Genomic DNA, 21,199 nt, shown 5'->3' with positions numbered 1-21,199 from the left:
CGGTCATCAGCTCTGGCCGTGTCTGGGCCGCACGAGGTTTCCGAAGCCATAGAGCAACAGGCCGCACAGAGCACACACGCCTATGGATCAGGAGGATCCAACAGTCTGCCTCGTCCACTCGTCGTAACGCCAGCGCAAAGCCTCCTCATGTGGAGGGTGCGCCAGGTCACGGAGGTTCGGAGTGGTGATCCCTAGTTGAGCGAGCGTGGGTCCCTCTGGCCTGGTGACTACTTCCAATGTCGCTGGGTGAAAGGCGAAGAGGTGGGCATCGAAAGCCCGGTGCAGAGCTGCGTTGAGCGGTATGCCGTTACGGGGATCATTCGTGCCATCATCCGCGACGGGCCGCAAGTGGGCGGCTTCCAGCATCTCGGGGACGCTGACGCCGGAGAGAGGACAGCGGGGAGAGTACCGCTGGAAGACCCGCAGCTTGAAGCGGGGTTGTTCGGGCCTCACTCTGACACTGCGCTGCGCGTGACGACTTCCGCTCCCCGTCAGGATGAACGGCTCCTCGTCGGAGTGGTCCTCGCTCAGCAGCTGCTCTGGCGGGGACTCGTCGTAGGACAGAAGAAACGTACTGCTTTGGTCGTCCCACCCTTCCACCCAGGCGAGCCGGACAACGCGCCCGTCCGGGCATGACGTGGGCGTGGCCAAGACGAAGATGGGCAAGCGCAGCTCCGCGGCTCCCTTCAAGGCGTCGATCTCTGAGGCGTCGGCCATGTGCCCTGCAGCCTTGGGGTACTGGTAGAGCACGTTCTGCTCGGTGAGGATGTCTGGGAATCCTGAGCCCGTGTCCAGGAAACCTGCCGCTAGGTCGGCGTTGCGCAGGTCCATGATTCTGGCTGCATCCAGCCACACACCGTGACCTTCTCTGTAAGCGGCAAAGTCGTACAGGGCCTGTGGCGGTACGCGGTCCCAGTCATCCTTTCTGGCCTTCAGGTTCAACCATGCAGCTTGTCGGCAAATTCTCTCGCCATCGATCGTGTCCGGCTTAAAGTCGACGACGGTGAAGCCCAGTGAGCTCAGCAGTCGGTTGGCATCAGCCTTCCCACCGCTGATGCGCCGCTTGGGCGGAGCGCCGTGCTGGTAATGGTAGGCCACATTTGCTATGGCCTTGGCGTCGTAGAGCTTGTTGTCGTGCTGCACATAGAACTGAAGGGCCTCATCGAAGTCGTGGTCGGCCAGAAAGGCCTTCCGCCCCACCCGGTCGTACCCCTTCAACGCCTTGAGTACCGCATCGCGACCAATCCCACCCCTACTCATAGGGCAAGGGTAGGGGGCCACGTGACAGCGATGCCGGTGAACTCTGCGACACTCGCCCACGGATCAGAGTGCTGCTGATCCCCGTGCACCCAGATGCAGGCCCTCCCGGCCCGGGCGGCGTCGGGAGGGCTCAGTCAACTAACCGCACAAATCGCAGATGCCCGTCGAAGGCAGTTGGACGAAGCAGCGCTCACAGACCCGCAGGGGCTTATCAGTGCGCTCTCGGCGGCGCCCGACGGCTGCTTGCAGTCTGGGAGCGAGGGCCGGCACACCACCGCCAGGCGGCAAAGCCGCCCCAAAGTGGCGGTAGCAAGCAAGACGAGCGTCGGCAGCGTGGTGCTCACGTTCCAGCTCGTCATCTACCGGCGGCTCTCCAGCGACCGCCAGAACGTCTTTGTAACCGCTGCCCACCTTGCCGTCGTCCGTATGGACCACCAGAGCTGTCAGTGGTGGGTCGCCGCGACGGTGGGCTTCACGTACCACCCGGCCCAAGATCGGACCGATCCAGTTATGCAGGAGAGTCTTGGTCCGGATGCCGGTCCGGCTCTGGATCTCCTCCGCCAACTCCTTGTAAGTGATCACTGCGTGGTACGTCTGCGCTACGCCTATGAGAATTGCGTACGCCTCAGAGCCCCAGGCTTCGCGTGCCTCCTGGCCCGTCGGCTTGGTGCCGCCGATCACACGCTCAGACTCACCCTGTCTCATCCCCCACCCCGCGACGCTCTCGATCGTTGGCCCTCTCTTGCATGTTCCCCTACGGGAGGACCACGGCGCCATGGTTCTATGCGTGCTCCACCGCCGTACACCAACCGGTACGCCAACAGCATTGGCAACGACCGGGCGATCCGAGCCCCCGAATCATCGAGCGGCTCGCCTTCAAGCAGCCCAGGTACGACCATGCCGAGCGGCTGCGTTGAACCCTGCAGTACAGCAGCGAAGTACAGCAACCACGACGACCGTAGTTGGCCGCCAGCACCCTTCAACGGCCGGCTGAGCAGCTCACTCGACCTCAATGCCCCCTCAGCCGAGAGTTCGTGACCAAGATGTCGTGCCAGATCCTGCGGGGAACCAGGGGGAACACCGAGGAATCAGTCGACCGCCGGCCAGGCGTAGACATCGCTCCGCCGCAGGTCAGCACCGGAGCAAGCCCCAGATGCCCTCAGCTTCCCAAGCTCAGGTCTCGGTCTACGCGACCGTTCAGATGGAAGAGGAGCCACTCAAGCCAGTCCGGTGTGACACCAAGCGACGAGGCCCAGCCGTGCATGCAACTTACGTAAGTGGCGTATCGGGTTGGCCAATGGCGGGTGCCGGCCGCCTTCCAGCTGGACCACCCGAGGGCGTTCAGCGAGCGAAAGACCCGGTCGTCGAGGATCAAGGCCCGATCACATATGGCTTCACGGTCGTCCACGGCCGCGAACCATTTGGTGAAGAAGGATCGCCCCACTCCCTTAAGGGCGAACTGCCGGTAGGCCCCGCTCAGATCTCCGCCTCGGACCGCTACGCACGTGGTCCGAAGGACTCTGGGCAGGCGCGGATCGGACAGGGCCGCTTCGGTGTACCGCGGCCCACGTCCGTTAGTAGTACCTGAGCCCCAGATCATGACAGCCACGAACAGGTCACGCAGGCCATCGGGGTCGTCACCAGCGTGGTCACGGAGACGGACCAAGTCGCCCCGCTCGATGAGACGGTCACCGCCCGGCCCACTCGCAGATTCAACGCCGATATCGAGTACATGCGCCGCCCCGTGCGACGCCAACCGCGGGCGCCACGTTCCTGGACGGAAGCGCACGGGCTTCCGTACGGATTCGCCGTAGCGGACAACGAGCCTCTGAAGCTGCTCCACCATGCTCCCCCTGGTTATGACGGCGGCGTGCCGTGGGCCGTAGCGTATGGAAAGCCGACCATGAATGCAGGTGAAGGACCCCGTACACGGCCTCTTGGAGCACCCACGGACACTGAAAGCCTGCACGCGCGACGTGCTGTACCGACTCGCGCGCGCATGAAGCTTTCACACCGTTGACTATGCGCCCTACCCAGTGCCTACACGACGCTGCACGCTGGGTGCCGGCCGAGTCTTCGAGCGAAGTATCCGGGGGGGGGGAACGATGGGCGAGTGGAAGCAGAGCAAGTGCGGATGGCCGACGGCATCTGGAAGGCGTTGCCAGAACAAGACGCTCAAGGGCACCTCACGTTGCTACCTACACCAAGGTGACTGGACGAAGCGCGGCCAGGCCGAACTGAAGAAGAGGGTGAGCAAGCGCCGCAAGAAGTAGTGCACGGGCGGGGGTGAGTGTCCAACTGCGTGACATTGCCGACGCACAACGGTGAACGAGCGCGGAAGCATACGAACCATCGACGCAGGTGAGGAGCACACCAATCCCAGGCCCAGCCCCCACCCAAGATGCTTCGGGACGAAGAGGGCGTGGGTTCAGGTATCAGCGTAGAGGCTTCCTGCGCAGCTTGGGGAGGGGCTTGGCGGTACCGAACTGCCAGTCAAGACGGCTGCCAGGATCCTTCTCGACCTTCAGCATGACCGACTGGGAAGCGGAGAACTTGAGGACGAGTCCAGCGCGGAACATTCCATCCGCTTGCCTGTCCCAGACAAGATCACTGTTTGTCCTGGCCCACACCGCCGCGAATCTGCCAAGTGCAGGGCCGTAATCCGCTGCGTTGCCCGGGACCCAAGCCGCCTCCGGAGCCATGTGCGCAGGTTCGAATCCTGCCGGGGGCACCTTGGATCAGGTGCCCAAAGACCCCGTCTTCAGCGGAAACACTGAGTGCGGGGTCTTTGCGTATGTGGAATTCGTAGGCTCCGTCAGGAGATGAGTGAGCGGCCTGTCGGTGCCAGGCGCAGGGTCCGGGGGGGTGCTGTCTGTTCTCGGTTGAGGGCCGGCAGGATCTCGTCGCGTGTGAGGGGATGGGAGTGCACCTCGGTGAGGTGTCGACGGTGGGCGTCCTCGTCGGGGTACGAGGTGAGGACGACGGCGACGTTCTCTCCGGTGCGGACCGGCAGCCTGGGGAAGGTGTTGGGGGCTGTCTCGGTGGTCAGCGCGGCGAGTGGGGCGGGGCCTGTCTTGTGGAGCACGGGGAGGAGGCCGTCCCGGATCAGTTCGATGGCGTGGGGGCGTCGGGGCGGGAAGGACCACATCGTGGCTGTCACCAGTCGGTCCGGTGCTGGAGCGCCGGCCCGGGGTCGCTCGGACGGGCGGACCGTGAGGGCGCTCTCGGTCGACAGGGGACGTAGGAGGAGGACGTCGTCCGAGTCGATCATGGTGGCGTTCGCCTGGGGGCCGTGCTGGGACCAGACCGGGCCGCCGTAGAAGGCCGTGAGCGCGTGGCGCCGTACCTCCATGTCCCGGAAGCCGCGCAGCCAGACGAAGCGGTCCGGATCGTCGAGGTCCCGGAACTGGCCGAGTACGTCCATCCCGGCCTCTTCCTGAGTCTCGACGAATTCCCGGTCGAACAGCTCGATGAGCTCGTCGCGCCGGCCGGGGCGCAGCGTGTACTGGCGAAGCTCGATCACGGCGGGGCGGCCGACGAGGTCGGTGAGGGGCACGGTGAAGCTCCCGTTCGGTGCTCTTCTCTGGGGGTGGGGCTGCCGGCTCGCTGGGGCGAGGCGGGCCCGGATCGAAGCTAAGGGGGCCGCGTGCCAGGTGCTGTCAGGGTTTCCCGGGGAGAATGCGGCCATGTCTGCCGGTCGACTGCTGTCGGTGCTGCTGTTGCTGCAATCCCGTGGCCGCATGTCGGCGCGGGGGATCGCCGACGAGCTGGGGGTGTCCGTGCGGACCGCCTACCGCGACCTGGTGCGTCTGCAGGCCGCCGGGGTCCCGGTCTACGCGGAGCCGGGCCGCGGGGGCGGCTATCAACTGCTCGACGGCTATCGCACCCGCCTCACCGGGATGAGCGAGGGCGAGGCACGGGCGTTGTTCTTCGCCGGACTGCCCGGCCCCGCCGCCGATCTGGGGCTCGCGGCGGAGGTGGCGGCGGCACGGCTGAAGCTGCTGGCCGCGCTGCCGGTGGGGCTGCGCGAGGAGGCGGCGCGGACCGCGGCGGTGTTCCACCTGGACGCTCCCGGCTGGTACCGGGAACCCGAACAGACGCCGCATCTGCCCCTGTTCGTCGACGCGGTGCTCACCCGGCGTGCGGTGGACGTGCGTTACCGCCGCTGGCGCGCGCCAAAAGAAGTGCGTCGCCGCCTTCGCCCCTACGGCTTGGTGCTCAAGTCCGGCATCTGGTACGTCGTGGCCGCCGGAGAGAGCCGGACCGCGACCTACCGGGTCGCCCAGGTCCTCGAAGCGGCGCTGAGCGACGAACAGTTCGACCGGCCGCAGGGCTTCGACCTGGGCGCGTACTGGACCTCGTACCTCGACGATTTCCAAGAGCGCCGCTACACCGGCAGCGCCACCATCCGTCTGTCCCCGCGGGGACGCCGGCGCCTGCCCGACAACGTCCCCCCGGCGGTGGTGCGGGCGGTCGACTCCACGGCGTCCGCCGTCGGCGACGACGGATGGGTCGAGGCGGTCATCCCGACCGAGAGCACCGAGCACGCCTGCGGCGAGCTGCTGCGGCTCGGCATCGACGTCGAGGTCCTCGCACCGGCCGAACTGCGCCAGGCCATGGCCGTCACTGTGGGCGTCCTCGCCCGAGCCTACGGACTGCACTGACACGACTGCCGACTCGTCATGCCCCACAGTCGGTGTCCCACAGCTGGTGTCCCACAGCCGGCCTCAGCTGCGACGAGTACCTCTTGCGGGTGGCTTTGGCTCGGATGCCGAATGAGTACAGAGGGTTATTGGGCATGCACAATCTGTGAAAACCAGCATGCCCGGAACCGGCAAAGGAAACTGGCCCGACGGAGTCGTACTCCTGGGAGACGCGTCCGCGGGGCCCACTCAAGGTGCCGACAGATTCGCCATGGCGGGTCAGGGAGTCTTCGACCAGATCCTGCCCATGCGCTTCGTCACCTCAGCCTCCCGAGTCTACGTCTCCTTGGCGGAGATCGACCCGAACGGTGACCGCAAACCGTTCATGGGTGCGGCACCGCTCAAGGTCTACAACGTGGTCCCCAAGGACGACAACACCGTGCACATCCGGATCGACATCGACTGGCCCGAGGAGCTGGTCGTCGTGGCGTCCGTCTTCTATTTCAACGGGTCCTGAAGCGTTTTACCGCTCCAGGACGTCCGGTCAGCGGGTGGCGAGCAGTTCGAGCGTGTCGATGACGCGGTTGGAGAAGCCCCATTCGTTGTCGTACCAGGCGACCACCTTGACGTGGCGGCCGTCGACGCGGGTGAGGGCCGAGTCGAAGATCGACGAGGCGGGGTTGCCCACGATGTCGGAGGAGACGAGCGGGTCGTCCGAGTACTCGAGGACGCCGGCGAGCGGCCCCTGGGCCGCGGCACGGTAGGCGGCCAGTACGTCGTCGCGCGTCACGTCGCGGGCGACGGTCGTGTTGAGTTCGACGATCGAGCCCACCGGCACCGGGACGCGGATCGAGTCGCCCGACAGCTTGCCGTCGAGGTTCGGCAGCACCAGGCCGATCGCCTTGGCGGCGCCGGTCGTGGTCGGCACGATGTTGACGCCGGCGGCCCGGGCGCGTCGGGCGTCGCGGTGGGGGCCGTCCTGCAGGTTCTGCTCCTGCGTGTAGGCGTGCACCGTCGTCATGAACCCGTGCTCGATGCCGGCGAGGTCGTCGAGCACCTTGGCCAGCGGCGCGAGCGCGTTGGTGGTGCAGGAGGCGTTGGAGACGATCGTGTGCAGGTCCGGGTCGTAGGTGTCGGTGTTGACCCCGAAGGCGAGCGTGACGTCGGCGCCGTCCGACGGGGCGCTGACGAGCACCTTGCGTGCGCCCGCGTCGAGGTGGGCCCGGGCCGCCTTGGCCGAGGTGAAGCGGCCGGTGGCTTCCAGGACGATGTCGACGCCGAGTTCGGCCCAGGGAAGCTGCGCCGGTTCGCGTTCGGCCAGCACCGTGATCCGGCGGCCGTCGACGACGAGGGCGTCCCCGTCGACGGTCACCGGGCGCCCGAGCCGGCCGGCCGTGCTGTCGTAGGCGAGCAGCCGGGCGAGGGTGGCGGGCTCGGTGAGGTCGTTGACGGCGACGATCTCGAGGGCGCTGTCGCGCTCCAGCAGGGCGCGCAGCACATTGCGCCCGATGCGGCCGAATCCGTTGATGGCGATGCGAGTCATGAGTGGTGTCCCTTCCCTTCCCCACCAGGCTCGCCCGCGGCCCGCGCCGCTGACAGTGGCGGGACCGCCACGGTTCAAAAGGATCCCGCCACGATCCCGCCACGCCTGCGGTGCCGGGCGTGACGGTCACTCGCCCCGGGTGAAGGTGCGCCGGTACTCGCTCGGGGTGGTGCCGAGGATGCGCTGGAAGTGCAGGCGCAGGTTCGCGCCGGTGCCGAGTCCGACGTCGGTGGCGATCTGTTCGACGCCGCGCTGCGAGCGCTCCAGCAGTTCGCGGGCCAGGTCGATGCGGGCGCGCATCACCCACTGCATCGGCGTGTAGCCGGTCTCCTCGACGAAGCGCCGGGAGAACGTGCGCGGTGAGACCCCCGCCCGCCGCGCCAGTATGTCGAGGGTGAGGGGCTCGCCGAGCCGGTGCAGCGCCCACTCGCGGGTGGCGGCGAATCGTTCGCCGAGCGGCTCGGGGACGCTGCGCGGCACGTACTGGGCCTGGCCGCCGCTGCGGTAGGGGGCGGCGACCAGACGCCGGGCCGCGTGGTTGGACGCGGCGACCCCGAGGTCGCCGCGCAGGATGTGCAGGCACAGGTCGATGCCGGAGGCGGCGCCGGCCGAGGTGAGCACGCTGCCCTCGTCGACGAACAGCACGTTCTCGTCGACCTGGACGAGCGGATGCCGGGCCACGAGGGCACGTGTGTAGTGCCAGTGCGTCGTGGCACGCCTGCCGTCGAGCAGACCCGTGGCGGCGAGGGCGAAGGCGCCCGTCGAGATGGCGGCGAGCCGTGCGCCCCGGTCGTGGGCGGCGATCAGTGCCTCGACGACGGCCTGCGGCGGGTCGTCGCGGTCCGGGAACCGGTAGCCGGGGACGAAGACGATGTCGGCCCACGCCAGCGCGTCGAGGCCGTCGGCGACGTAGTACGCGAGGCCGTCACCGCCGGTCACGAGACCGGGTGTCGCCCCGCACACCCGCACCTCGTACGGCATGCTGGCGCGGGTCGTGAAGACCTGCGCGGGAATGCCGACATCGAGCGGCTTCGCCCCCTCGAGCACGAGGACGGCGACACGATGCAGGCGGGAGGCGGGCACAGGGAGAGGTTACGTGGGGCGCGACTTCGAGACGCCTCGTGCAGGGACGCCCCGTGCGGAGACGCCCCGCGCGCGGGCCGGGCACAACCCGCCGACATTTTTTCGGTGGTGATGTCGAGAACCCGCGGCCCGCTCCGTCCCCGGGGTGAGAGCGGCCAGAATGGGTCGCACCAGCACTGAGGAGAGGCATCATGGCCAAGTACCTGCTGCTGAAGCACTACCGGGGCGCACCGGCCGCGGTGAACGACGTGCCGATGGACCACTGGACGCCGGAGGAGATCTCCGCGCACGTGCAGTACATGCGGGACTTCGCGGACCGGCTGGAGAAGACCGGGGAGTACGTCGACGGGCAGGCACTCGCCCCCGAGGGGACGTGGGTGCGGTACGACGGTGAAGGGCGCCCGCCGGTCACCGACGGGCCGTTCGCCGAGACCAAGGACCTCGTCGCCGGCTGGATGGTGATCGACGTCGACAGCTACGACCGTGCCGTCGAGCTGGCCGGGGAGCTGTCGGCCGCACCCGGGGCGGGCGGGAAGCCGATCCACGAGTGGCTGGAGCTGCGCCCGTTCCTCGCCCCGTCGCCCACCGTCACGGACTGCCACGCCGGTGGATGAGGCGCTGCTCAGAAGCCTCACGCCGAGCGTGCTGACCGTCCTCGTCCGCCGCGGAGCAGACTTCGCGGCGGCCGAGGACGCCGTCCAGGACGCGCTCGTCGAGGCGGTCCGCGTCTGGCCGGCCGACCCGCCCCGGGACGCGAAGGGCTGGCTGATCACCGTGGCCTGGCGGAAGTTCCTCGACCAGGCCCGCGCGGACAGCGCACGCCGCCGCCGTGAGGACCGGGTCGACGAGGAACCGGCGCCCGGCCCCACGCCCGCCGTGGACGACACCCTCCAGCTCTACTTCCTGTGCGCCCACCCCTCGCTCACCCCGTCCTCCGCCGTCGCCCTCACCCTGCGCGCGGTCGGCGGACTCACCACCCGCCAGATCGCCGAGGCCTACCTCGTGCCCGAGACGACCATGGCGCAACGCATCAGCCGGGCCAAGCGCACCGTCTCCGGTGTGCGGTTCGAGCAGCCCGGCGACGTCGCCACCGTGCTGCGCGTCCTCTACCTGGTCTTCAACGAGGGCTACTCCGGCGACATCGACCTCGCCGCCGAGGCCATCCGGCTCACGCGGCAGCTCGCCGCCCACATCGACCACCCCGAGGTGGCCGGGCTGCTCGCCCTCATGCTGCTCCACCACGCCCGGCGTGCCGCCCGGACCGCGCCCGACGGCAGTCTGGTGCCGCTCGCCGAGCAGGACCGCGGCCGGTGGGACACCGCGTCGATCGCCGAGGGCGTCGGGATTCTGCAAGCGGCCCTCGCCCGGGACCGGCTGGGCGAGTTTCAGGCCCAGGCCGCCATCGCTGCACTGCACGCCGACGCGCCCACGGCCGGGGAGACGGACTGGGTGCAGATCGTCGAGTGGTACGACGAGCTCGCGCGGCTGACGGACAACCCGGTCGTCCGGCTCAACCGCGCGGTCGCCGTCGGTGAGGCCGACGGGCCGCGCGCGGGGTTGGCGGCGCTCGCGGCCGTCGACGCCTCACTGCCCCGTCACGCCGCGGTGGCGGCGTACCTCCACGAGCGCGACGGCGATCTGACCACGGCGGCGCTGCTCTACGCCGAGGCCGCCCGGAAGGCCACCAACCTCGCCGAGCGTGACCATCTGACGCTCCGGGCCGCCCGGCTCAATTCCCGCCGCTGTCGCTGACCGGACCCGCTCGGCCTGGACCGCAGCGAGGCTTCCCGTGCCTCTGGCAGACCGGTCAGAGGCCTCCCGTGCCTCTGGCAGGCTGGTCAGCGGACCTGGCCAGTGAACTCCCGCACGGCATCGGCACCCCGGCCCAGCGCGCGTCTACCGCACGGTGCAGGAGGCGCTGACCAACGTGCGCGAGCACGCGCCGGGCGCCTGCGCGACCGTGCGGCTCTGGCGGGACGGCGACGGCTCCTTCGGCATGACGGTCACCACCACCGCGGCCACCCGGCCCTCCCTGCCGCTGCCGGGCTCCCGCCGGGGCCTCGTCGGCCTGAGGGAACGCGCCGAACTCCTCAAGGGCGCCTTCGACCCCGGCCCCGCCGCCGACGGCGGCTACGAGGTGCGGCTCCGCATCCGGCCCGGACGGGGTGAACGACCTCACCGGCCGCTCTTCGTGAAGTGACGGCGTGCCGCCACTGCCAGCAGGGCGGCGCCCGCGCAGCCGACCAGGAGCGTTCCCCATGCCGGTACGTGGGCCGCGCGCAGGAGGCCCGCGACGCCGAAGCTCGTGTTCCAGCCGGCCTCCGTGACGGCCGAGCCGAAGCCCTGAACGGCCAGGATGGTGCCGAACAGCCAGAGCAGGCCCTGGCCCGAGCTGGTGTCCGACTTCTTGTTCTGCTGCTTGGGCATGACGCATTCCCCTCCGTTTTCCGATGCGGTCGCATCACATCGTGCAGCGCGTAGGGATATGATGCAAGTGCATCGGAAAGTGGGAGGAGCGGAGCGTGCCCAAGCAGGTCGACTACGAAGCACGGCGACTGCGGATCGCCGACGCGGTCTGCGCCCTGATCGCACGGTCGGGGATGGAGGCCGTGAGCCTTCGTGACGTCGCCGCCGAGGCCGACGTGTCCATGGGGGCCGTGCAGCGGTGCTTCCGCACCAAGGAGGAGATGCTGCTCTTCGCGCTGGAGCACATCTCACGACGGGTCGGCGAACGCGCCGAGGAACGCATCGCCGCGACCTCCGCCCCGCAGGCCGCATCCACCCTGCTGACCCACACCCTCTCCGAACTCGCCCTGCTGGACGAGGAGTCGAGGACGCAGGCGCATGTCTGGCTGGCCTTCGTCGGCCATGCCCCGGCCGGCGAGAGACTGGCGGCCGTCCTGCGCGACACCTACGCCAAGCTGCACGACCTCGTCGAGTGGCTCATCCGGTACGGCCAGGACACCGAGGAGATCCCGCAGCACCTCGACCCCGCCCACGAGGCACACTCCCTGCTCGCCGTGGCCGACGGCCTCACCGTGCACGTCGTCGCGGGGTACCACTCCCCGGAGACGGCTCTGGCCGTGCTGCAGCGCCAAGTCGACCGCCTGCTCCGGTAATTACCAGTTCATTATGCTAAGTGCTGGTTCATGACTTTCCACGACTTTCGCCCCGTGCGTACCATTGTCTACGGTGGTTAGGAACGACGCTGCTCATATCCCGCACCGATCATCGAGGTGACGGTCATGACGGAGACCACACAGCGCAGGAACACCACAACCTCCACGACGGGCAAGCAGGACGGCGCCCCACAGGGCCGCCGTAGCGCGGGCGGGCCCGCGGAAACCCGCGGAAACACCGCGATCGCGGACACCGTCGTGGCGAAGATCGCGGGCATGGCGGCCCGGGAGGTACCCGAGGTGCACAACCTCGGCGGAGGGATGACCAGGGCCGTCGGGGCCGTGCGCCAGCACATGCCCGGCGGCGGCACCGGCGTCACGCAGGGAGTGAAGGTGGAGGTCGGTGAGCGTCAGGCCGCCGTCGACCTGGATGTGGTCGTCGAGTACGGCTCCGCCATCACCGACACCGCCGCGGACGTCCGTACCAATGTCGTCAACGCGATCGAGCGGATGACCGGCCTGGAGGTCGTGGAGGTCAACATCGCCGTCGACGACGTCCATCTGCCGGACGAGGAGGACGAGTCCGAGCCGGAGCAGCGGCGCGTGGCCTGAGCCCTGTAGGGCGGGGCGCGCAGCGCGGACGTCGGTTCGCGGGGGTCGAGTGCTGCGGCGTCGCGGGGCTCCCGCGACGCCGCGGCAGGTTGGCGTGCTCGCCGATGCCGCTAGCGGGATGACGGGGAACGGGACCGCCGCGCCGGGCGAGAGCGGCCCGCCGGTCGGGCCGCCGGTCGGGCCGCCGAGTAGCCCGGGGGCAGCGGGCGGGGGCCGAGTGGCCGACGGCCGGGTAGCCGACGGCCGAATGGGGACCGAGTTGCCGAGGGCCGGCGAGGGCGTGCCTCTCGGTGAGGGCCGAGGGGGCGGGCCCAGCCACCCCGGCCGGACACCGGCCGGGCATCGGCCGGACATCGGCCGGGCATCGGCGGGACATCCGGTGCGCGCCGTAGCCGGGGACGCGGCGGTCAGGCCGAGTGTTTGCGGGACGACGCCGACTTCTTCGCGGTCGTCTTCTTCGCGGTGCTCTTCGCCGTGCTCTTCGCGGTGGTGCTCTTCGACGCGGTCTTCTTCGCGCCCTGCCCCGACTTGGCGGTCGACTTCTTCGCCGCCGCGGTCTTCTTGGCCGGCGTCTTCTTCGCGGTGGACGTCGATTTCTTGCCGCCGGTCTGCTTGGGGGCCGCACGAGCCGTCTTGCGCTGCGGGAGCGACTTGACCTCGGCGTGTTCGCCGGCCTCCTCACCCCGGGACTCGCGTGCCGCGCGGACGCTGTTCTCCAGGGCCGCCATCAGGTCCAGGACCTTGCCGCCCGTAGCGGGCGCCGGGGCCTGGGGCGGGGCCTCGCCGGCGGCCTTCGCGGCGATGACCTCCTCCACCGCCTCGCGGTACTCGTCGTGCAGGTCCTCCAGGTCGACCTCGCCGAGGGTGTCCATCAGGGCGTCGGCCAGATCCAGTTCCTTGTCGCGGACCGTGACGTCGGTGTCGGGGGCCAGCCCCTCGGGGGCGCGGACCTCGTCCGGCCACAGCAGGCCGTGCATGGCGATGGCGTCACCGACGACCCGGAGCATGCCCAGGCGTTCGCGCCCCCGCAGGGCGAACTTGGCGATCGCCACCTTGTTGCTGCGCTTCAGCGCCTCCCGGAGCAGGGTGTACGGCTTCGCGGCGGGGGCGCCGCTCGCCTGGAGGTAGTACGCGGCGTCCATCTGCAGCGGATCGATCCGGTCGGCCGGGACGAAGGCGACGATCTCGATCGTCTTGGCCGTCGGGATCGGCAGGCTGGACAGGTCGTCCTCGGTGATCGGGATGATCGTGCCGTCCGCGTCCTCGTAGCCCTTGCCGATCTCCCCCTGGGTGACCTCGCGGTCCTCCAGCTCGCAGAACTTGCGGTAGCGGATGCGGCCGCCGTCCTCGGTGTGGATCTGGCGGAACGAGATCGAGTGGCTCTCGGTGGCGTTCACCAGCTTGATCGGAATGCTGACCAGGCCGAAGGAGATGGCGCCGTTCCAGATGGATCTCACGTGCAGCACCCTTCCGGTCACTGTCGGGAGCGTTCGTCATGGTTTGCGTGGGATTCTTATCGTATGGCGCCTATCACAGAGGTGGAGGGGCGACGGCTCGCCCTCAGCAATCTGGAGAAGGTGCTGTATCCCGCCACCGGCTTCACCAAGGGCGAGGTGCTGCACTACTACGCGACCGTCGCCGAGGTCCTGCTGCCCCATCTGCGTGACCGGGCGGTGTCCTTCCTGCGGTATCCGGACGGGCCGGACGGCCAGGTGTTCTTCACGAAGAACGTCCCGCCGGGTACGCCCGAGTGGGTCACCACCGCCGAGGTGCCGCGGGTCGAGGGACCCTCGCGGATGGTGCTGGTGCAGGACCTGCCGAGCCTGATGTGGGCTGCGAACCTGGTGACCGAGTTCCACACCCACCAGTGGCTCGTCGGCACGCCGGACGAGGCCGACCGGATCGTCTTCGACCTCGATCCGGGGCCGCCCGCCGGTATCGCGCAGTGCTGCGAGGTCGCGCTGTGGCTGCGGGAACGGCTCGCGGCGGACGGCATCGAGGCCTACGCCAAGACCTCCGGCTCGAAGGGGCTGCATCTGCTCGCCGCCGTACGCGGGGCGTCCTCGGAGCGGGTGTCCGAGTACGCCAAGGCGCTGGCCGTCGAGGCGGAGAAGGCCCTGCCCCGGCTCGCGCTGCACCGGATGACCCGGAGTCTGCGGCCGGGGAAGGTGTTCGTCGACTGGAGCCAGAACGCCGCGCGGAAGACCACGGCGACCCCCTACACCCTCCGGGCCCGCCCCGAACCGGCCGTCTCGGCACCCGTGACCTGGGAGGAGGTCGAGGAGTGCCGCTCGCCCGGCCGCCTGGACCTCCGGGCCACGGACATCGCGCCCCGGGTGCAGGACTACGGGGACCTGCTCGCCCCCCTGCTGGATCCGGAACGGGCCGGGCGCCTCCCGTAGCCCCGGGGCACGGGGGCAGCCGTCTCCGCCCCTACCCCGTCCCGGCCGGCCGGCGCGCGCCCGTCCTCACACTCGCGTCCAGGTGTTCCGGTCCCGTGCCATCGCGTGCAGTGCCTCCACGTCCGCCGGTTTCAGGACACCGCCGTGGCCGGCGAGGCCCGGGACGTCTTTGTCGGTCAGGACGCGGACCTCGCGCGGTGCGGCCGGGACCGACACGGAGGCCGGTTCCACCAGGGTGAGCACCGGGCGGACCTCCGCCGTCAGGGCGTACGAGGCCCGGTCGGCGTCGGCACGGAGGCGGCGGAGCAGAGGGTCGGGGTCGCGGCGGCCCAGGGTGACCGTGGGGTCGGCGACCGTCACGCGCTGCTTGCGTGCGTACAGGGTGTGCAGGGCGAACAAGCCGCCCGGGCCGATCAGCAGATGGTGGATACGGCCGCCGCCGGGAAGCGGGACGGAGTGCAGGGCGTGCCAGCCGGCGCCGTCCAGACGGTCCAGGGCGTCCCCGACGGTCTGCTCGGCCGCCAGGGCCCGGCGGCGCGGGTCGGGGCGCAGCCGGCGGGTGGGGCCGGGATCGCGGTCGAGGGCGACGAGGAGGGCCTCGCCGGGGCGGTTGGGGGCCAGGTCGTCGTCGGGGTGCAGGGCCAGCCGGGCGAGCTCGGCCGGGGTCGGCACCGGGGGCGGCCCTACCGCCACCGGGCCGGTGATGAAGGGCGCGAGGGCCAGGAGCACCTCGTCCTCGCGGTCCTCGCCGAGCAGGTTGACCCGGGCCGTCTCACGGTCGTACCAGGCGATGTTCCGGCCGTCCGGGAGGCAGACGTACAGCCGCTCCTGGCCCTGTCGCCAGGTCGGTATGACGCGCAGTCCGTCCATGCACCATCACCCCAGTCCATGGGAACAGGCACCCCAGTCCATGGGAACAGGCGGGGTGCTGCCGGGGCAAGAACCCGGCTACCTTTGGAAGGAGTTGGGCGGTGATGGTGGGGAGGCGCCGTTGCGTACCCGCAGGAAACCCGATGTGCCGGCTCCTCAGAGCCCGTGGAGCGAGGTCGTCCCCGGGCTGTGGATGGGCGGGCACGAGTACGCGGCCTCCGTGGGCCGGCTGGAGTTCGCGGTCGTACGGGACGAGTTCGATCTCGTGCAGACGCTGCTGCGGCTGCCGGGGCACGGGCCCGATCCGGGCGTCGCGCACCACGTCTGGCCCATTCCCGACGGACCTCTCGACGGGACAGAGCTCGCCGGGGTGATCCGGCTGGCCGAGGCGGCCTGCGAGGCTCTGGACGAGGGCCGCAGGGTCCTCGTGCGCTGTTACCACGGGTACAACCGCTCCGGCCTGGTCGTCGCGCACGCGCTGATGCGCCAGGGGCGCTCCGCCGACGCGGCGATCCGGCTGATCCGGGACCGCCGGTCGCCCTGGGCGCTGCACAACGACCTGTTCGTCGACTACCTGCGGGCGGGGCTGGCCACGGCCCGGCTGCTGGAGGAGCTGACCGAGTAGCCGGGCGCACGGGCTCCCTCGCGCGTCAATGGGACTTCCGCAGAATTAAGGTGAACGGGGCCGACGGTCGGTCCGAGTCGCGTGATCACTCTCGAACCGCAGGAGTCCAGTGCCCGTCCGCCGTCCCGGCAGAGCCGCCCGCCGCGCCGCCGTCCTCGTCCTGCTGCTGGCCACCGCCGCCGGCTGCGGGGACGCCGGCGGGCTCGAGGGTGCCGGCGCGACCCCGACGGCGGCCGGCCCGGCCCGGCTCTGGCCGGAGCTGACCCCGGCGTCCAGTCCCGCCTTCGAGATCGGCGAGGTGAACACCGAGGCGGTCAAGGGCGTCACCGTCCCCCGCGACGACGACATCCGGGAGGTGGACCCGGTCAGGATCGTCCGGGCCGAGATCGCCGCGCACGCGGGCGACTACGACGGCGCCAAGGCGCCCTACCGCGACACGGCCCGCCGGATGGCCGACTGCCGCGAGGGGCCGGGACACGGCCGGTGCCCGGTCCTCAGGCCGTACTACCGGGACCTGACCGGTGACGGGCGCGACGACCTGACGCTGGGGTTCCCGCTGCTGCCCGGCAAGACCACCGCGGTGCGCGTCTACACCGTGGAGAAGCACCGGCTCATGCAGGTCATGGCGTGGGAGGACGCGCTGAGCGGCGTCGAGCTGGCCGGTCGTTCCCTCGTCATCCGCTCGCCGTCCGAGGTCGCCGGTTACGAGTACCGCCTGCAGTGGACCTGGGACCCGGAGCAGCGGGCCATGCTCCTCACCCACGACGAGATGCTGCGCACCGGCTCGCGGAAGCACTCCCGCCACCCCTCCGCCCCGCCCTCCGCCTCTCCCTCGGCGAGTGCCGGATGAGACCCGCCCTTCCCCGGTGGTCCGGGACGCTCGCCGCGAAGGCCGCCGCCTTCATCACGGTGATGTGCTGCGCGCTGGCCGCCCTGCTCGGCGTCCTGGTGCACGTGCAGGTGACGAACCAGACCGTCGGCCAGGCCCGTGACCAGGCGTTGCAGCGGCTGGCCATGACGACGGAGCGGTACGAGGCCGGGGATCCGCTCAGGTGGGGTGCGGGGCTGGATCCCCCGGGCCTGCCCCGGCGGCTGCGGGACCTGGCGGTCTCCGGGGACCGCGGCACGATGGTCGCCGACTTCGCGGGCCGCCCCACGATGTGGGCGGCGGGGCCCGCCGACGGCGGCCGGGCCCTGGCGGTGGCGGTCGACTACTCCCAGCAGGCGCGCACCATCGAGGGCCTGGACCGGGCGATCCTGTGGTCCTCGGGCCTGGCGATCGGGGCGACGCTGCTGGTCGGCGCGTTCGCGGTGACCCGGGTGACGCGGCGGCTGCACACCACGGCCCTGGTGGCCCGGCGGATCAGCGCGGGTGACCTGGACGCACGCGTGAACGACCCCCGTACGCGGCCGCGCGCGAAGGTTCCGGCGCGCCCGCAGGACGAGGTGGCCGCGGTGGCCGCGGCGCTTGACTCCATGGCGTCGTCGTTGCAGAGCAAGCTGCTCTCGGAGCAGCGGTTCACGGCGGACGTGGCGCACGAGCTGCGGACCCCGCTGACCGGGTTGCACGCGGCGGCCGAACTGCTGCCGCCGGGCCGCCCGACGGAACTCGTGCGGGACCGGGTCGCGGCACTGCGCACGCTCACCGAGGACCTGCTGGAGATCTCCCGGCTGGACACCGGCCGGGAACGGCTGGAGCTGGACACGGAGCGGCTGGGACCACTGGCCGCGCGGGTGGTGCGGGGCACGGGGAAGGGCACGGAGGTCAGGGTCGTACGGGATGTGTCCGTGGAGACGGACCGGCGCCGGCTGGAGCGGGTGCTGGGGAATCTCGTGGCGAACGCGCACAAGCACGGGCGGGGGCCGGTCGTGCTGACGGTGGACGGGCCGGTGGTGACCGTGCGCGATCACGGGGACGGTTTCCCGGAGTACCTGGTGGCGCACGGGCCGCAGCGGTTCCGGACCGAGGGGGGTGCGAAGGGGCACGGGCTGGGGCTGACCATCGCGTTGGGGCAGGCGGAGGTGCTGGGGGCACGGCTGGAGTTCGCGAACGCGGCGGACGGTGGGGCGGTGGCGACGTTGAGAGTGCCGGTGGAGTGAGAGCCCGGGGCCGCGAGTCGTCGTCAGGACTCCCCCCTGTGCTCCGGTGCTGACACTCGGCCAGATCAAAGCACTCCACACGCCTCATTTAGGTAGATTCCGGACATGAGCAAGGCCGGAATCACCGTGGCGACGGCGGACACGCCCGCACCCGCCGTCCGCCGCCTCCCCCGGCGCCGTGGCGTCGAACTCGCCCTCATCGTCCTGGGCGTGCTGCTGTCCGTGTACGGCTACTGCGACGTCGGCCTCGCGCAGCACGGCACCCTCCCGCCCGGTGCCGTCGGCTACGGTGCCGGGCTCGGCGTGCTCGCACTGCTGGCGCATCTGGCCGTACGCCTGCGGGCCCCGTACGCCGACCCCCTGCTCCTGCCCATCGGTGTGCTGCTCAACGGGCTCGGCCTGGTGCTCATCTACCGGCTCGACCTGGAGACCCCGGGCGACCGGGCGGCACCGGCCCAACTGGTCTGGTCGACGCTGGGCGTGGCGCTCTTCATCCTGGTCGTCCTGCTGCTGCGCGACCACCGGGTGCTCCAGCGCTACACGTACGTCTGTGTCGTCGCCGCTCTCGTGCTGCTCATCCTGCCGATCCTGTTCCCGGCGGTGAACGGTGCCCGCATCTGGATCCGGATCGCCGGGTTCTCCATCCAGCCGGGCGAGTTCGCGAAGGTGCTGCTCGCCGTGTTCTTCGCCGCGTACCTGGCCGCGAACCGCAGCGCCCTCGCCTACACCGGCCGCCGCTTCTGGAAGCTCCAGTTGCCCACCGGGCGGGTCCTCGGTCCGATCGTCGCCGTCTGGCTGGTGAGCGTCGGCGTCCTGATCCTGGAACACGACCTCGGCACGTCGCTGCTCTTCTTCGGCCTGTTCGTCGTCCTCCTCTACGTCGCTACCGGACGCACCGGCTGGATCGCCGTCGGACTGGTGCTGGCCGCGCTGGGTGCGGTCGCCGTGGGCCGGCTGGAGCCGCACGTGCACAGCAGGATCGAGACGTGGCTGCACCCCTTCGCGTCCATCGAGGCGGGCGAGGGCGCGAACCAGCTCACCCAGTCGCTGTTCGCCTTCGCGGAGGGGGGTGTCCTCGGTACGGGCCTGGGCCTCGGCCACTCGGTCCTCATCGGCTTCGCCGTGAAGTCGGACTTCATCCTGGCCACCGCGGGTGAGGAACTGGGCCTCGCGGGGCTGTCCGCGATCTTCCTCCTCTACGGTCTGCTGGTGGAGCGCGGTTACCGGGCCGGCCTCGCCCTGCGCGAACCGTTCGGGAGGCTGCTCGCGGTCGGCCTCGCCTCGCTCGTGGCGCTCCAGGTGTTCGTGATCGCGGGCGGTGTGACCGGCCTGATCCCGCTGACCGGCATGGCGATGCCGTTCCTGGCGCAGGGCGGCTCGTCGGTGGTCACCAACTGGGCGATCGTGGCCCTGCTGGTCCGGGTGAGCGACTCGGCCCGGCGCCAGCACGACGGGCGGGTCACCCCGTGACGCGGCACATCCGGCGCGCCGGAGTCTTCTGCGCCCTGCTGCTGGTGGCCCTGCTGCTCAACGCCGCCCGCATCCAGGTCGTCCAGGCCCCGGCGTACGACGGCAACCCCGCCAACCGGCGCCCGGACATCGCCCGTTACGAACAGCCGCGCGGCGACATCCTGGTCGGCGGCCGGCCCGTCACCGGCTCGAAGGACACCCGTGAGCACCTCCGCTACGAACGGACCTACGCCCACGGCCCGCTGTACGCCCCGGTCACCGGATTCGCCTCCCAGCTGTACGGGACGACACTCCTGGAGAACGCCGAGGACGACGTGCTGTCCGGCACGCACCCGTTGCTGGTGCCGTTCCCGCTGTGGAACGACTTCACGCGGGCGCGGTACCGGGGCGGCGACGTCGTGACGACCCTGGACCCGGCCGCGCAACAGGCGGCGTACCAGGGGCTGGCCGGGCGTAAGGGCGCGGTGGCGGCACTGGATCCGTCGACCGGCCGGATCCTGGCCCTGGTCTCCGCCCCGTCCTACGACCCCCAGCCGCTGTCCGGCAACGGAACCGCGGCGTCCAGGGCGTGGCGGCGGCTGAACGCCGACCCGGACCGCCCGATGCTCAACCGGGCGGTACGCCGGACCTACCCGCCGGGCTCGACCTTCAAGGTCGTCACCGCGGCGGCCGCGCTCGACGCCGGCGTGATCAGGAACCTGGACGTGCCGACCGACTCCCCGGACCCCTACACCCTGCCCGGGACGCGGACCCGCCTGTCGAACGAGTCCAGGCACTGCAGGGACGCGACGGTCCGGGAGGCCTTCACGTTCTCCTGCAACACGGTGTTCGCGAAGCTCGGCGTGGAGGTGGGCGCGGCGGACATGGCGGCCACGGCACACGCCTTCGGTTTCAACAGCGACCATCTGAGGGTCCCTTTCCCGGTGGCGCGGTCCACCTTCGACTCCTCGCTCGACCGGGCACAGCTCGCGCTGTCGTCGATCGGCCAGTACAACACGCGCGCCACACCCCTGCAGATGGCGATGGTCGCGGCCGCCGTCGCGAACGGCGGTGAGGTGCGGGAGCCGTATCTGGTGGAGCGGACGACCCGGCCCGGCGGCAGCACCCTCGCGGCGGCCGGTTCGCGCCCGGCCCGCCGGGCGATGACGCCCTCCACCGCCGTCCGGCTGCGCGCGCTGATGCGGGACGTGGTCAGACACGGCACGGGACGCGTCGCGGCGATCCCCGGCGCCGAGGTCGGCGGCAAGACCGGCACGGCCCAGCACGGCTTCGGCAACTCCGGTACGCCGTACGCCTGGTTCGTCTCCTGGGCGCGGGGCGACCACGAAGCGGCAGCGCGGGTCGCGGTCGCGGTGGTGCTGGAGGACGCGCAGGCGGACCGCGGGAACATCAGCGGAGGCGACGCGGCGCCGGTCGCGCGGGCGGTGATGTCGGCGGTGCTCAACTCCCGGGAAGGGGTGCCCAGTTCGTGA

General features: G+C 70.6%; 21 protein-coding genes and 1 pseudogene. 13 read left to right on the top strand and 9 right to left on the bottom strand.

The window, feature by feature from the left end:
• Positions 1-87 precede the first annotated feature (87 nt).
• The 4 genes from SSQG_RS26520 to SSQG_RS26510 form a co-directional block, all read right to left on the bottom strand.
• The gene (locus SSQG_RS26520) at positions 88-1,260 is read right to left on the bottom strand and encodes an HNH endonuclease (protein WP_244299255.1); all 1,173 of its coding nucleotides are present in this window, start codon (positions 1,258-1,260) and stop codon (positions 88-90) included.
• A gap of 138 nt (positions 1,261-1,398) precedes the next feature.
• A complete protein-coding gene (locus SSQG_RS39675; RefSeq protein ID WP_244299253.1) occupies positions 1,399-1,941 on the bottom strand; it encodes a hypothetical protein in 543 nt (180 codons plus the stop codon).
• 478 nt (positions 1,942-2,419) lie between these two features.
• Positions 2,420-3,106, bottom strand: a complete 687-nt coding sequence (locus SSQG_RS43745; protein WP_003992951.1) for a hypothetical protein — start codon at positions 3,104-3,106, stop codon at positions 2,420-2,422.
• 969 nt (positions 3,107-4,075) lie between these two features.
• The gene (locus SSQG_RS26510) at positions 4,076-4,816 is read right to left on the bottom strand and encodes an NIPSNAP family protein (RefSeq protein WP_003992948.1); all 741 of its coding nucleotides are present in this window, start codon (positions 4,814-4,816) and stop codon (positions 4,076-4,078) included.
• Positions 4,817-4,946: 130 nt separating this feature from the next.
• Between SSQG_RS26510 and SSQG_RS26505 the strand changes: the two genes are divergently transcribed.
• Positions 4,947-5,924 carry a helix-turn-helix transcriptional regulator gene (locus tag SSQG_RS26505; RefSeq protein WP_039933657.1) on the top strand — a complete coding sequence of 326 codons (978 nt, stop codon included), beginning with the start codon at positions 4,947-4,949 and terminating at the stop codon, positions 5,922-5,924.
• A gap of 250 nt (positions 5,925-6,174) precedes the next feature.
• Positions 6,175-6,420: a hypothetical protein gene (locus SSQG_RS26500; RefSeq protein ID WP_003992947.1), complete on the top strand. Its 246-nt coding sequence runs from the start codon at positions 6,175-6,177 to the stop codon at positions 6,418-6,420.
• Positions 6,421-6,447: 27 nt separating this feature from the next.
• On the opposite strand, the gene gap is transcribed toward SSQG_RS26500, so the two are convergent.
• Together gap and SSQG_RS26490 are read right to left on the bottom strand one after the other, a co-directional pair.
• Complete coding sequence (gene gap / locus SSQG_RS26495) at positions 6,448-7,446, bottom strand: type I glyceraldehyde-3-phosphate dehydrogenase (RefSeq protein ID WP_003992946.1); 999 nt, start codon at positions 7,444-7,446, stop codon at positions 6,448-6,450.
• Positions 7,447-7,572: 126 nt separating this feature from the next.
• Positions 7,573-8,529: a GlxA family transcriptional regulator gene (locus SSQG_RS26490; protein ID WP_003992945.1), complete on the bottom strand. Its 957-nt coding sequence runs from the start codon at positions 8,527-8,529 to the stop codon at positions 7,573-7,575.
• Between the two features lie 191 nt (positions 8,530-8,720).
• Between SSQG_RS26490 and SSQG_RS26485 the strand changes: the two genes are divergently transcribed.
• The 3 genes and pseudogenes from SSQG_RS26485 to SSQG_RS26475 form a co-directional block, all read left to right on the top strand.
• Positions 8,721-9,143 carry a YciI family protein gene (locus SSQG_RS26485; RefSeq protein ID WP_003992944.1) on the top strand — a complete coding sequence of 141 codons (423 nt, stop codon included), beginning with the start codon at positions 8,721-8,723 and terminating at the stop codon, positions 9,141-9,143.
• Positions 9,136-10,281 (top strand): RNA polymerase sigma factor, encoded by a 1,146-nt coding sequence (locus SSQG_RS26480; protein ID WP_003992943.1) that lies wholly within the window; start codon positions 9,136-9,138, stop codon positions 10,279-10,281. The genes SSQG_RS26485 and SSQG_RS26480 overlap by 8 nt, the downstream gene beginning before the upstream one ends.
• Before the next feature lie 95 nt (positions 10,282-10,376).
• Positions 10,377-10,729 (top strand): annotated as a pseudogene (locus SSQG_RS26475) (ATP-binding protein); the annotation flags it as partial.
• On the opposite strand, the gene SSQG_RS26470 reads toward SSQG_RS26475, so the two are convergent.
• On the bottom strand, positions 10,705-10,956 hold the full coding sequence (locus tag SSQG_RS26470) for a hypothetical protein (protein ID WP_003992941.1): 252 nt from the start codon (positions 10,954-10,956) through the stop codon (positions 10,705-10,707). The pseudogene SSQG_RS26475 and the gene SSQG_RS26470 overlap by 25 nt on opposite strands.
• A 95-nt stretch (positions 10,957-11,051) precedes the next feature.
• On the opposite strand from SSQG_RS26470, the gene SSQG_RS26465 reads away from it, so the two are divergent.
• Positions 11,052-11,648, top strand: coding sequence for a TetR/AcrR family transcriptional regulator (locus SSQG_RS26465; RefSeq protein WP_003992940.1), 597 nt, complete (start codon positions 11,052-11,054; stop codon positions 11,646-11,648).
• Between the two features lie 126 nt (positions 11,649-11,774).
• Positions 11,775-12,260, top strand: a complete 486-nt coding sequence (locus SSQG_RS26460; RefSeq protein ID WP_039933654.1) for an Asp23/Gls24 family envelope stress response protein — start codon at positions 11,775-11,777, stop codon at positions 12,258-12,260.
• A 407-nt stretch (positions 12,261-12,667) separates the two neighbouring features.
• Here SSQG_RS26460 and SSQG_RS26455 read toward each other — a convergent pair whose 3' ends face one another.
• On the bottom strand, positions 12,668-13,726 hold the full coding sequence (locus tag SSQG_RS26455; RefSeq protein ID WP_039933653.1) for a Ku protein: 1,059 nt from the start codon (positions 13,724-13,726) through the stop codon (positions 12,668-12,670).
• Between the two features lie 54 nt (positions 13,727-13,780).
• On the opposite strand from SSQG_RS26455, the gene ligD reads away from it, so the two are divergent.
• Positions 13,781-14,662, top strand: a complete 882-nt coding sequence (gene ligD, locus SSQG_RS26450; protein ID WP_003992937.1) for a non-homologous end-joining DNA ligase — start codon at positions 13,781-13,783, stop codon at positions 14,660-14,662.
• 66 nt (positions 14,663-14,728) lie between these two features.
• Here ligD and SSQG_RS26445 read toward each other — a convergent pair whose 3' ends face one another.
• On the bottom strand, positions 14,729-15,532 hold the full coding sequence (locus SSQG_RS26445) for a nuclease-related domain-containing protein (protein WP_003992936.1): 804 nt from the start codon (positions 15,530-15,532) through the stop codon (positions 14,729-14,731).
• Between the two features lie 121 nt (positions 15,533-15,653).
• Between SSQG_RS26445 and SSQG_RS26440 the strand changes: the two genes are divergently transcribed.
• From SSQG_RS26440 to SSQG_RS26420, 5 genes are all read left to right on the top strand, one after another.
• Positions 15,654-16,157, top strand: a complete 504-nt coding sequence (locus SSQG_RS26440; RefSeq protein WP_039933652.1) for a protein-tyrosine phosphatase family protein — start codon at positions 15,654-15,656, stop codon at positions 16,155-16,157.
• Positions 16,158-16,266: 109 nt separating this feature from the next.
• Entirely contained in the window at positions 16,267-17,007 is a 741-nt protein-coding gene (locus SSQG_RS26435; RefSeq protein WP_003992934.1) for a hypothetical protein, read from the top strand.
• Positions 17,004-18,257 (top strand): sensor histidine kinase, encoded by a 1,254-nt coding sequence (locus SSQG_RS26430; RefSeq protein ID WP_003992933.1) that lies wholly within the window; start codon positions 17,004-17,006, stop codon positions 18,255-18,257. The genes SSQG_RS26435 and SSQG_RS26430 overlap by 4 nt, the downstream gene beginning before the upstream one ends.
• Before the next feature lie 105 nt (positions 18,258-18,362).
• Positions 18,363-19,727 carry an FtsW/RodA/SpoVE family cell cycle protein gene (locus SSQG_RS26425; RefSeq protein WP_003992932.1) on the top strand — a complete coding sequence of 455 codons (1,365 nt, stop codon included), beginning with the start codon at positions 18,363-18,365 and terminating at the stop codon, positions 19,725-19,727.
• A complete protein-coding gene (locus SSQG_RS26420; protein WP_003992931.1) occupies positions 19,724-21,199 on the top strand; it encodes a penicillin-binding transpeptidase domain-containing protein in 1,476 nt (491 codons plus the stop codon). The genes SSQG_RS26425 and SSQG_RS26420 overlap by 4 nt, the downstream gene beginning before the upstream one ends.

This window comes from Streptomyces viridochromogenes DSM 40736 (assembly GCF_000158955.1).
Classification (GTDB): Bacteria; Actinomycetota; Actinomycetes; order Streptomycetales; family Streptomycetaceae; genus Streptomyces; species Streptomyces venetus.
This window is presented reverse-complemented; position numbering and strand designations above follow the sequence as displayed.

What these genes read in the sequence shown, in the direction of transcription:
- SSQG_RS26520 (WP_244299255.1), bottom strand. Translation starts at nt 1,260, where the DNA reads ATGAGTAGGGGTGGGATTGGTCGCGATGCGGTACTCAAGGCGTTGAAG.
- SSQG_RS43745 (WP_003992951.1), bottom strand. Translation starts at nt 3,106, where the DNA reads ATGGTGGAGCAGCTTCAGAGGCTCGTTGTCCGCTACGGCGAATCCGTA.
- SSQG_RS26505 (WP_039933657.1), top strand. Translation starts at nt 4,947, where the DNA reads ATGTCTGCCGGTCGACTGCTGTCGGTGCTGCTGTTGCTGCAATCCCGT.
- SSQG_RS26500 (WP_003992947.1), top strand. Translation starts at nt 6,175, where the DNA reads ATGGCGGGTCAGGGAGTCTTCGACCAGATCCTGCCCATGCGCTTCGTC.
- gap (WP_003992946.1), bottom strand. Translation starts at nt 7,446, where the DNA reads ATGACTCGCATCGCCATCAACGGATTCGGCCGCATCGGGCGCAATGTG.
- SSQG_RS26485 (WP_003992944.1), top strand. Translation starts at nt 8,721, where the DNA reads ATGGCCAAGTACCTGCTGCTGAAGCACTACCGGGGCGCACCGGCCGCG.
- SSQG_RS26470 (WP_003992941.1), bottom strand. Translation starts at nt 10,956, where the DNA reads ATGCCCAAGCAGCAGAACAAGAAGTCGGACACCAGCTCGGGCCAGGGC.
- SSQG_RS26460 (WP_039933654.1), top strand. Translation starts at nt 11,775, where the DNA reads ATGACGGAGACCACACAGCGCAGGAACACCACAACCTCCACGACGGGC.
- ligD (WP_003992937.1), top strand. Translation starts at nt 13,781, where the DNA reads ATGGCGCCTATCACAGAGGTGGAGGGGCGACGGCTCGCCCTCAGCAAT.
- SSQG_RS26445 (WP_003992936.1), bottom strand. Translation starts at nt 15,532, where the DNA reads ATGGACGGACTGCGCGTCATACCGACCTGGCGACAGGGCCAGGAGCGG.
- SSQG_RS26430 (WP_003992933.1), top strand. Translation starts at nt 17,004, where the DNA reads ATGAGACCCGCCCTTCCCCGGTGGTCCGGGACGCTCGCCGCGAAGGCC.
- SSQG_RS26425 (WP_003992932.1), top strand. Translation starts at nt 18,363, where the DNA reads ATGAGCAAGGCCGGAATCACCGTGGCGACGGCGGACACGCCCGCACCC.